Annotated in this window: 6 protein-coding genes; all 6 read left to right on the top strand. The window is 33.4% G+C overall.

Features of this window, described 5'->3' with window-relative positions; all coding sequences use genetic code 11:
• The first annotated feature begins 93 nt into the window (after positions 1-93).
• The gene (locus Q0772_RS09550) at positions 94-2,169 is read left to right on the top strand and encodes a GH92 family glycosyl hydrolase (RefSeq protein ID WP_298343516.1); all 2,076 of its coding nucleotides are present in this window, start codon (positions 94-96) and stop codon (positions 2,167-2,169) included.
• A 2-nt stretch (positions 2,170-2,171) separates the two neighbouring features.
• A complete protein-coding gene (locus Q0772_RS09545) occupies positions 2,172-3,800 on the top strand; it encodes a glycosyl hydrolase family 28 protein (protein WP_298343514.1) in 1,629 nt (542 codons plus the stop codon).
• 5 nt (positions 3,801-3,805) lie between these two features.
• Positions 3,806-6,112, top strand: a complete 2,307-nt coding sequence (locus Q0772_RS09540; RefSeq protein ID WP_298343511.1) for a GH92 family glycosyl hydrolase — start codon at positions 3,806-3,808, stop codon at positions 6,110-6,112.
• Positions 6,113-6,209: 97 nt separating this feature from the next.
• The gene (locus tag Q0772_RS09535; RefSeq protein ID WP_298343509.1) at positions 6,210-7,649 is read left to right on the top strand and encodes a glycoside hydrolase family 125 protein; all 1,440 of its coding nucleotides are present in this window, start codon (positions 6,210-6,212) and stop codon (positions 7,647-7,649) included.
• Positions 7,650-8,726, top strand: a complete 1,077-nt coding sequence (locus Q0772_RS09530; RefSeq protein ID WP_298343507.1) for a phosphatidylinositol-specific phospholipase C1-like protein — start codon at positions 7,650-7,652, stop codon at positions 8,724-8,726.
• Positions 8,719-11,664: a glycosyl hydrolase 115 family protein gene (locus Q0772_RS09525; RefSeq protein ID WP_298343505.1), complete on the top strand. Its 2,946-nt coding sequence runs from the start codon at positions 8,719-8,721 to the stop codon at positions 11,662-11,664. Before Q0772_RS09530 ends, Q0772_RS09525 begins: the two co-directional genes overlap by 8 nt.
• Position 11,665 lies beyond the last annotated feature (1 nt).

The raw sequence follows: 11,665 nt of genomic DNA, 5'->3' as shown, positions 1-11,665 counted from the left end.
CAAATTTTGTGTTACATCAGTTTTGAGTTAGTTTAGTTTTATAAAGGCAGATGAATTTAGTTTGGTTGTCTGCCTTTATTTTTTAACTTCATTATGCGCATATACCTTACACTTGTTTTTCTTAGTTTATTCTGTTGTAAAAGACAAAATAATACAGTTCCTCAACCAGAGGAAAAGCAAAGCAATGCAGTATATATTAACCCTTTTATTTCTACCGCTAACGACCATGGGCAAACAGATGTTGCTGCCAGTGTTCCTTTCGGAATGGTAAAACCATGTCCAGATACAAACCCAATAGCACATTCTGGGTACGATTACAGTGCTAAAGAAATTATTGGTTTTTCAAATACCAGATTTTCTGGTGTTGGATGTAGAGGCGTTGGAGGGAATTTAAGAATATTACCTTTTGTTATTTCAAAAGGAGATTCAATTCCTAAAGGTTTAACATATTCAAAAGAAAGTGAAAAAGCTAAAGCTGGATATTATTCAGTGAACTTAAACAACGGTGTAAAAACGCAGCTTACTGCAACTAGGCAAGTAGCATTTCATCAATATACATTTCCAGAATCTAACAATGCTGGATTTACCATAGATTTAGCAAGTAGTTATGCAGGTCCCGTATCTCATAGTTATCATATAGAAAATGGTATCATTAGTGGCAAAATAACAAGCGTTAATGTTTGTAGAAAAGGTAAATACACATTTTACTATGCCATTAATTTTAATCATGAAGTGTCAGAAGTAACTGAAGATGATTCTAAATTGATTTTTAAGTTTTCAACTAAAAATAATCAAGATATTTTATTACGATGTGCTTTATCGGTTGTTGATGAAAACAGTGCCATTCAAAATTTAAATTTATCAGAAAAATTAAACTTTTCTGAAGTTAAAGAGCAAGCATTTAAATCATGGAACAATCTTATGGATGTTGTTCATGTAGAGACTGAAAATGATACACTAAAGGAATTATTCTATACACATTTGTACCACGCAACACAATCGCCATTTATTATAAATGATGAAAATGGAGTGTTTAGAGGTAGTGATGGTAATCAATACAAATCTAATTCATCGCATTATCACGGTTGGTCTGTATGGGATACGTTTAGAACAAAACTTCCTTTATTTTCATTTTTATATCCAAATAGATATAAAGACATGTTAACGTCTTTAAAAGCATTGTACAAACAAGGAAAACCTGATTGGGCAACAGAAACAGAACCTTTTTTAACCATTAGAACAGAGCATACCATAGCTATTGTATTAGATGCATATGAAAAAGGAATTTTGCCATTTCCATTATCTGATATTTATGAAGAAATGAAAGTAGAAGCTGAACATTTACCGTTTAAATCGCCAGATAATGTACTAGAATCGAATTATGATTTATGGGCGCTTTCAGAAATTTCTAAAATCTTAGGAGAAGATGCAGATGCTAAATTTTATAGAGATAAAGCTTTTGAATATAAAACCCTTTGGAAAGACAAGTTTTTAACTATGGATGAAAATTCAGATATCATGCATGGAGACGGATTATACGAAGGCACGTTGTGGCAATACCGATGGTTTGTACCTTTTGATATAAAGGGAATTCAAACCATGATAGGTGGTAAAGATGAGTTTGAAGCTCAATTAGATTATTTCTTTGAAAACGAATTATTTAACATAGGTAACCAACCCGATATTCAAGTACCGTATTTGTATAATTACACAAATTCACCATGGAAAACGCAAAGATTAGTCGACCAATTGTTAAACAAGAAAACGAATAATTGGTACGGAACACACCATAAATTAGAACAACCCATTACGCGTAAAATTTTTACTAATACGCCCAATGGTTATATCAAAGAAATGGATGACGATGCAGGCACTATGTCGTCATGGTACGTATGGTCTACAATGGGGGTATATCCTATTTTTCCAGGAAGTACTCAGTTGGCATTAACTACACCACAATTTGATAAAATTACTATAAAAACAAATGATAAACCGTTGCAAATAATTACAAACGGTAGAACATCAAAAAAGATATACATTCAAAAAGTAACATGGAATGGAGAAGAAATTAACTCAAGTATTATAGACTTTAATTTAATTTCTAAAGGCGGCATTTTGCAATTTGAATTAACAGATACACCCAATAAAGACTGGGGTAAACAAAATTAAACATGGCATACAAGACAAAATGTAGTACTTCTGTTTTATATGTTTTTTTACTGATTTTATTTTTTTGGTCATGTAAAGAAGCAACTGAAACAACTGTAAATGTCTCTCAAAGTGAAGTTAAAAAAGAGTATCTAAAAAAGACTAATAATAAAGAATATTTGGTTACAGATTATGGTATAGTTGGTAACAGTAAAATATTAAATACAGTTGCTTTACAAGAATTAATAGATAAAGTTCATCAAGCCCATGGTGGTACTTTAGTATTTCCTAAAGGAGAATACCTTTCTGGTAGTCTTGTAATGAAATCTAATGTAAGCTTGTATTTAAAAGCAGGTGCTGTTTTATTAGGGAGTACAAATCCTTACGATTATAAAGATGTGCCAATGCCAGAACGACCTGAATCTCCAAAGAGAGACGATTACTCGAATATGGCATTTTTAGTAGCCTATAAAGCCAATAATTTTAAAATTTACGGCAAAGGTAAAATAGATGGACAAGGGAGAGCTTTGGCACTAAGTATAGATAGTTTACACCATTCAGGAGAACGTATAGACCCAAAGTATAATTACAGACGTATGCGTCCCAATGAAACGGCAAGACCTAAATTATTCAGGTTTTCAATGTGCAAAAATGTAGATGTCTTGGATTTAAATCTTCAAAATGGAGCATGCTGGGGACTTTCTTTTGAGCTATGTGAAAAACTAAAATTGGATAACCTTAAAATAATTAATAGAGCCTTTTGGAATAATGATGGGATGGATATTACCGATTGTAAAAATGTACAAATAACCAATTGTGATGTAGATTCTGCCGACGATGGCATTTGTTTAAAATCGTATTTTCCAAAGTATTATAATGATAGTATATATATTGCAAATTGTACGATTAAAAGTAGTGCAAGTGCACTAAAATTTGGAACCGCTTCTTACGGTGGATTTAAAAATGTAACTATCGAAAATATTAATGTTTTTGATACATTTCGTTCTGCAATAGCTATTGAAAGTGTTGATGGAGGTGCTATAGAAAACATTAAAGTATCCAATATTGTTGCTAAAAATACAGGTAATGGTATTTTTATTCGCTTAGGTCATAGAGGTGGAGAACAACCGGGAACCATAAAAAATGTACATATAAAAGATGTAAAGGTTGAAATACCTTTTGGAAGACCAGATATAAATTACGATTTAAGAGGACCAGAGGTCGATTTTTTCCATAACCCTTTTCCATCTTCAATTGTAGGTATTCCTGGGCATAATATAGAAAATGTAATTATAGAAAATATAGATATTACGTATCCTGGTAGAGCATCAAAAGGAATGGCTTATGTGCCTTTAAGTAGATTAGAACAAGTGCCTCATAAAATAAAAGATTATCCAGAGTTTTCAATGTTTGGAGAACTGCCTGCTTGGGGGTTTTACGTTCGCTATGCAAAAGATATTACTTTTAAAAATGTAAATTTAAAACTAGAAAACAAAGATTTTAGACCAGCATTTGTATTTGATGAAGTAAACGTTTTAAATATAGAAAATGTGGTTTTACCAGAAACTAATCACAAACAATTTGCATTAAAAGGAACGCATGAGGTAACAAAAGATGATGAATTGAAAACGGCTACTGCCATTATTAAATAGGCCCAATGAGATATTGTAAATTTTTTATATTGTTTATACTATTATCAGTTTTTGCTTGTAAAAATGATAGTAAACAAATAATCACAGATGAGGTTTATAAAGAGGTCGATTTTTCAAATATGGTCTATCCTCAACTAGATACAGAAAATTCTAGATGGTTTTTCTTTTCGTCTGCATGTCGTCCTTTTGGAATGGTAAATTTAAGTCCAGATAACGAAATAGATGGAGCTTGGGGCAGTGGTTATCGTTATAAAACAGATACAATAAAAGGATTTAGCCATATTCATGGTTGGCAAATATCTGGTGTTTCTGTAATGCCAGTTACCTTTTCCGAAGAAAATAAAAATAGCATTTTTACCGATTTTTATTCAAAATTTAGTCATGATAATGAAGTGGTAAAACCAGGTTATCATAGCTTAGAACTTCAACGGTTTAATATTAAAACAGAATTAACAAGTACCAAACGTGTCGGTTTTCATAAATATACATTTCCTGAAAAATCTGAAGCAGGAATCCTATTAAATTTAAATACCGTTTTAGGGCCAAGCGATAATGCAAATGGCATATTAAAACAAATTAACGATAAAGAATTTATTGGCTCTGTAGTAGCTACGCCAACGCATAGGAGACCAAAAGATTTAAAAGTATTTTTTAAAATAGCTTTAAATCAGTCTGTAAATCATCTTCAAAAAGATGAAGAAACAGGGAATTACATGTTGCATTTTAAGGATTTGAATACGCCGCTTTTAATGAAAGTTGCTATTTCATATACCTCAGAAGAAAATGCTAGTTTAAATATGAAAACAGAATTACAACATTGGGATTTTAATGCTGTAGTTTCAGATTCAAAAGACGAATGGAATAGCCTTTTAGGTAGAATAAAAGTTGAGGGTAATACCGAAAAACAACAAAGGAGATTCTATACAGACTTGTGGCATGCGCTTCAAGGAAGACGAACCATAAGTGATGTAAATGGTGCATATCCAGATAACACGGGAGAAAGCTTTAGAATAGGGCAATTGCCTTTAAAAGAAGATGGAACGCCTAAGTTTAATCATTATAACTCAGATGCTTTTTGGGGCGCGCAATGGACAATAAATACTTTATGGGGCTTAGTATATCCAGAAATTTATGAAGAATTTACATGGTCTTTATTGCAGTATTACAAAGATGGTGATTTAGTTGCTAGAGGACCATCAGGAGGAAATTATACTTATGTTATGACGGGAAGTTCGTCCACACCATTTTTTGTGAGTGCCATTCAAAAAGGTATTCTAAAAAATAATTTAGAATATGTATACGAAGCTTTAAAGAAAAACCATATGCCAAATGGTATTATGGAAAAGGCGGGCTATGAGCATAAAACACAAAAAGGAGGTGGTCTTAAATATTATTTAAAAAATGGTTTTGTGCCACATCCAAATCCAGAAGGTAAATTTGGAGGGCATCAAGATGGTGCAGGTTTAACTTTAGAATATGCGTATCAAGATTGGACGTTAGCCCAATTGGCATTAAAGTTAGGCAAGAAAGCAGATTACGATTATTTTATGAAGCGTTCTAAAAACTATCAGAACCTATTCAATAAAAAAATAGGGTGGATGCAACCCAAAAATATAAAGGGACAATGGCAAGCTGACTATAGTCCTTACAATTACGAGGAAGGTTTTATAGAAGCCAATGGCGCACAATCCACATGGTTTGTACCTCATAATATTCCAGAATTAGGAGAATTAATGGGAGGAAAAGATGTGGCTGCCGATAAATTGAATACCCAATTTGAAGAAGCAGAAACCTTAAACTTTACCTCTGGAACGTCACATGCATCAGAATTACATCCAGAATATAGAAAGATTCCAATAAACTATGGTAATCAACCCTCTATACAAACAGCTTTTGCTTTTCATAAACTGGGCAGACCAGACTTAACACAGTATTGGTCTCGAAAAGTAACATCTACCGTTTTTGGAGGTTTAGCACCATCAACAGGTTATAATGGAGACGAAGACCAAGGATTAATGGGAAGTCTTGCTGTGTTAATGAAAATCGGTTTATTCCAAATAAATGGCGGAACAGATGCAGATGCAGAATATCAAATTGGAAGCCCTATTTTCGATAAAATTTCCATTCAATTGCATCCCGATTATTATTCAGGAAAAACCTTAGAAATTCTAGCCACTGATAATAATGAAGCCAATGTTTTTGTAAAAGAAGCAAGCTTTAATGGTAAGTCATTAAAAGAATTTACCTTGTTTCATAAAGACATAACAAGTGGTGGTGTGCTTAACATGAAAATGGAAGCCAGAGATAATTAAAGTGTATTATCTTTAGTGTATTAGGATGATATCTATTTTCTTAGAGGCACTATCCTTATTTTATTCGTACCATTTTCAGAGGCTAATTCTTAAATAAATGACAACAAGAAGAAAATTTATAAAACAAAGTGCTTTGGGTGTTGCTGGACTTACAGCATTAAACTGTTCTGCTTTAGGAGTAGCTCATAATTTTCAAGCGTATCCTACCAACAGACCCATTCCTTCTAAAAGAACATTTGTTAGTGATGCTGTTGAAAAAACTATAAAAAATGTAAAAAAAGGAATCAATAATAAAGAATTGGCGTGGATGTTTGAAAACTGTTTTCCAAATACTTTAGACACCACAGTAGATTATGAGATTATTGATGATAAACCAGATACATTTGTTATAACAGGCGATATTGATGCCATGTGGTTGCGAGATTCTACAGCTCAAGTTTGGCCATATTTACCTTTGGTTCATAATGATGAAAAACTAAAAAATTTATTTAAAGGCTTAATAAATAGGCAAACCAAATGCGTGTTGCTAGACCCTTATGCCAATGCATTTTACAAAGATGTTACAAGACCAACAAAATGGAAAGACGATAAGCCAACGCCACAGTCAGGTATTCACGAACGTAAATGGGAAATAGACTCTTTATGTTATGCCGTTCGTTTGGCTTACGGATATTATAAAGAAACAAGAGATACTTCTGTTTTTGATGCAGATTGGGATAAGGCCATGCGATTAGCAGTAGAAACCTTAAGAACAGAACAACGCAAAAACGGCACAACACCGTATTATTTTGAGCGTGTTAGAAGAAATAAAAACGTTACAGCACCTTTTAGTGGAAAAGGCAGACCAATAAAACCAGTAGGACTCATTTGTTCTGCATTTAGACCATCTGATGACGGCACAATGTACCCCTTTTTAATTCCATCAAACCTGTTTGCAGTAGAGTCTTTAGCACAATTAAGTAAGGTTTATAAAACGGTTTTTAAAGACGATTTGTTTTCTAAAGAATGTGCTTCATTTTCTAGCGAAGTATTGCAAGCAGTAAATAAATACGCTATTTCAGAACATTTACACTATGGCAAAATATATGCCTACGAAATAGATGGTTTTGGTAATAAAGTATTTATTGACGACCCTAATATTCCGTCATTAATCGCTATGAAATATTTGATGAATGAAGCGTTTTACGATTCCGAAGTCTATAAAAATACAAGAGCCTATTTGCTAAGTGATGATAACCCTTATTATTTTAAAGGGAAAGCAGGCGAGGGGCAAGGTGGTCCACATGCAGGTTTAGATACCATTTGGCCTATGGGCATTATTTTAAGAGCTATGACGAGCGATAGCGATGAGGAAATAGTTTGGTGTATCAAACAATTGATGAATACGCATAATGGTTCAGGGTTTATGCATGAAACCTTTCATAAAGATGATGCTTCTAAATTCTCTAGGTCTTGGTTTGCTTGGGCGAATACCTTATTTGGGGAGCTGATTTTAAAGCTATACAACGAAAAACCGAAACTTTTAAAATCTATTTAAATGAAACAACGGGCTCTTTTATGTCTGATTATTGTTATCTGTTTTGGGTGTGCAAATGAAACACATTTAAAACTGAATGATATTCAAGTTATTGGAAGTCATAATTCATATAAAATAGGTATAGAAAAACCATTGTTAAATTATATTGAAACTATTGATTCTAGCAAAGCAAAATCTTTAGAATATGAGCATATTAGTATTAAAGAACAGCTAAATCTAGGTTTGCGAAATTTAGAATTAGATGTGTTTTACGACCCAAAAGGTGGTCATTTTTCCAATCCGAAAGGTTTAGAAATTGTAAAACAATCTGGAGCTATTCCAATGCCTTATGATGAAGATAATACTTTAGAAGCATCCGGATTTAAATTGTTTCATATTCAAGATATCGACTTTAGAAGTCATCATTTGCTATTCAAAGATTGTTTAAGCGTGATGAAGCAATGGTCGGATGAAAACCCAACACATACACCGATTATCATTTTAATGAATACGAAAGATAAAGCACTACCACAGTTAACAAAGCCATTGCCATTTTCAGTCAAAGCCTATCAAGAATTAGATGCTGAAATACGTTCGGTTTTTTCAAAAGACGATTTGATAGTGCCAGATGACGTGCGGAAAGATTTTAATAATTTAGAAGAAGCAGTCCTAAAAAACGGCTGGCCAAAATTAGAAGACTGTAAAGGGAAATTCCTTTTTGTTTTAGATGAAAAAGAACAAAAAAACAAGCTTTACATTAATGGTGATAACACACTAAAAAACCGCGTATTTTTTGTGAATAGTAAAGAAGGAAATCCTGAAGCTGCGTTTAGAATTGTAAATAATCCCATTACCGATTTTGAATATATAAAGCAGTTAGTTGCAAAAGGGTATATGGTGCGCACGCGTGCCGATGCAGGAACTAAAGAAGCTAAAGCAAACGATTACACCAAATTTGAAAAAGCAAAAGCATCGGGAGCGCAAGTAATATCTACCGATTATTATAAACCATCAACATTATTTAAATCTGATTTTGAAGTGAAGTTTGATGATGGCACTTATGAAAGGATTAAAAAAGCAGCAGAATACAATGACTAAACTATATAAACTCTTATTCTTAATGTTTTGTCTTTCCGCATGGGGGCAAAATACGGTTCAATTCCCATTGGTTAAAAATGGAGAAATAGCTTCAATACACATTGATAAAAAAGACGCAGAAGTGGTTAGAATTGCTTCTGTAATTTTAGCAAACGATGTAAAAAATGTTTCAGGAAAAACAGTTGCAACTCATCAAAATAAAGCAGCATACCAAATTATAGCAGGCACATTAGGGAAAAGCAAAGTAATTCAGCAATTCGTTAAAAATCATAATATTGATGTTTCTCAAATTAAAGGCAAATGGGAAACATATAACATTCAAGTTATAAATAATCCTTCAAAAGGAATAAAAAAAGCATTAGTAATTATCGGTTCAGACCGAAGAGGAACTGCCTACGGACTGTTAGAAATATCTCGAAAGATTGGTGTATCTCCGTGGGAATGGTGGGCAGATGTTAATCCAGAAAAGCAACAAGAATTAGTTTTAAACATAAAAAACAAGATTTATGGTGCGCCATCAGTAAAATATCGAGGCATTTTTTTAAATGATGAAGATTGGGGCTTACAACGGTGGGCTGCATTAAATTACGAACCAGAAACGGGAGATATTGGTCCGAAAACGTATGCAAAAGTATTTGAGCTTTTATTGCGTTTAAGAGCCAATACCATTTGGCCTGCAATGCATAAATGTACAAAGGCATTTTATCATTATCCAGAAAATAAAATAGTTGCCGATAATTATGCTATAGTTATTGGGAGTTCGCATGCAGAACCCATGCTGTGTAATATAAACGCAGAATGGCATCATGAAACTATGGGAGATTATAGATACGATACGAATTCAGAATCCATAAAATCATTATTTAAAAAACGAGCAAAAGAAACGGCAAATTTTGAAGGTATTTATACCGTTGGAATGCGTGGAGAACACGATTCACCTATGATAGTTGGCGAAGATGATACCGATTCTCAAGTAAAATTATTAGAAAAAGTAATAACCGATCAACGCGAAATTCTTAAAGCTAATACAACGCGAGGAATCACAAAACCACAGGCATTTGTGCCTTATAAAGAGGTGTTGCATTATTACCAGAGTGGTTTAGACTTGCCCGAAGACGTTAGTTTGGTTTGGACAGATGATAATTACGGATACATGCGCCAATTGAGTAATGAAGATGAACAAAAAAGAAGTGGAGGGGCAGGAGTTTATTACCATACCTCGTATTGGGGAAGACCCCACGATTACCTATGGTTAAATTCTACAAATCCTGTTTTAATGTGGGAGGAAATGACGAAAGCTTATGAGTTTGGGTCTCAAAACATTTGGATTCTGAATTGTGGTGATATCAAACCACACGAATATAATATCGAGTTATTTTTAGATATGGCTTGGAATATTGATGCTTTTAAAAATGATGATTCAGTTAGAAAACACCATCTAAATTTGAGTGCTAATGCATTTGGAAAAGAAAACGCAAAGGCTATTACCAATTTGATGTTTAAATATAACCAATTGGCCTTTCAACGCAGACCAGAATTTATGGCTTGGAGTAGTGTAGAACCGGTTACCAAATCAGGAGAAACGGAGTTGACACAATATCATTATGGAGATGAAGTTGGTAAGCGCATTCAAGCGCATCAAAATTTAATTAGTGATGTAAATGAAATTCAAAAGAATATTTCAACATACCGAAAAGATGCCTTTTACCAACTAATTCATTATCCCATTACAGGCGCATCAAATTTAAATCTTAAATGGCTTTACAGTTATAAAAATAAATTTGTTGCAGCTCAAGGAAGAGAGAGTGCTAGCGACTTTGCTACAAAATCTTTTGATGCATTTAAAGCAATTCAAAAAGAAACGGACTATTTTAATAATACGCTTCAAAATGGAAAGTGGAAGCATATTATGACTATGGCGCCAAGGCACTTGCCTGTGTTTGCTGAACCAACGGCAACAATACCTTTAAAAGAAAAAACGAGTACTTTGGGTATGGCTTTAGAAAGCTATCAAATGGAGGTAAATGATGAGGTTATAAACTCCTATGCCGATGTTTTACCCGTTTTTAATGCATACACCAAAAACAAGTATTACATCGATTTATTTTTAAATGGAAAAGATGAATTGGAATGGGAAGCAGTGCCTAAAGCAGATTGGATTATAATCTCGAAAACATCAGGAAAACTAAATAAAAACCATTTAGAAGAGCGTATTTGGGTAACTATAGATTGGGATAAAGTCCCGAAAGGAGAAAGCAAAAAAGAAGCACCTTTGGGGCACGATTATCAACTGATACCACCAAGTTTTAAAGTAAATTCTGGAATAGATTTTCTTTCAAAAGAAAAGAAAACGCATATTGGGGTGTCTGTTTTTAATCCAAAATTAAAGGAGTTGGAAGATTACAAAGGATTTGTTGAAGACAAAGGATTTGTTTCTATAAATGCAGAAAATTTTTCTCGTAAAGTTGATGGGAAAGAAGCAAAATGGACTGTTTTTAATGGTGTCGGTTACACAGGAAATGTGAGTGTGGCATTACCACGAAAAGCAAAGTCTGAAACAGAATTGGAAGCTATAAAACAAAATAGTCCTATTTTAGAATACGATTTTTATGCGTTTAATTTTGGAGAGGTTGATGTGTTTTTACAAGCCATTCCAACACATGCGCCTAATAACAAAACAGGTGTGCGTTGTGCTATAGCTATTGATGATGCAGAACCTGTTATAGTCGATTTTCAAACTTTTGGGAGAAGTGATGCTTGGAAACAAAATGTATTAAAAAATGCATCCGTACAATCTGTAAAGCAAATTGTAAATACAGCAGGAAAACACAAATTAAAAATTTGGATGGTAGATGCTGGCGTAATGATAGACCAAATTTTAATCGACTTTGGAGGATGGAAAAAGTCGTATGCATTTCCTTCAGAAACTAAAATGTAGT

Origin of the sequence: uncultured Algibacter sp. (assembly GCF_947490405.1) — a bacterium.
Taxonomy (GTDB): Bacteria; Bacteroidota; Bacteroidia; order Flavobacteriales; family Flavobacteriaceae; genus Algibacter_B.
This window is presented reverse-complemented; position numbering and strand designations above follow the sequence as displayed.

Coding starts and splice junctions, on each gene's coding strand:
- Q0772_RS09540 (WP_298343511.1), top strand. CDS start 3,806: ATGAGATATTGTAAATTTTTTATATTGTTTATACTATTATCAGTTTTT.
- Q0772_RS09525 (WP_298343505.1), top strand. CDS start 8,719: ATGACTAAACTATATAAACTCTTATTCTTAATGTTTTGTCTTTCCGCA.
- Q0772_RS09535 (WP_298343509.1), top strand. CDS start 6,210: ATGACAACAAGAAGAAAATTTATAAAACAAAGTGCTTTGGGTGTTGCT.
- Q0772_RS09550 (WP_298343516.1), top strand. CDS start 94: ATGCGCATATACCTTACACTTGTTTTTCTTAGTTTATTCTGTTGTAAA.
- Q0772_RS09530 (WP_298343507.1), top strand. CDS start 7,650: ATGAAACAACGGGCTCTTTTATGTCTGATTATTGTTATCTGTTTTGGG.
- Q0772_RS09545 (WP_298343514.1), top strand. CDS start 2,172: ATGGCATACAAGACAAAATGTAGTACTTCTGTTTTATATGTTTTTTTA.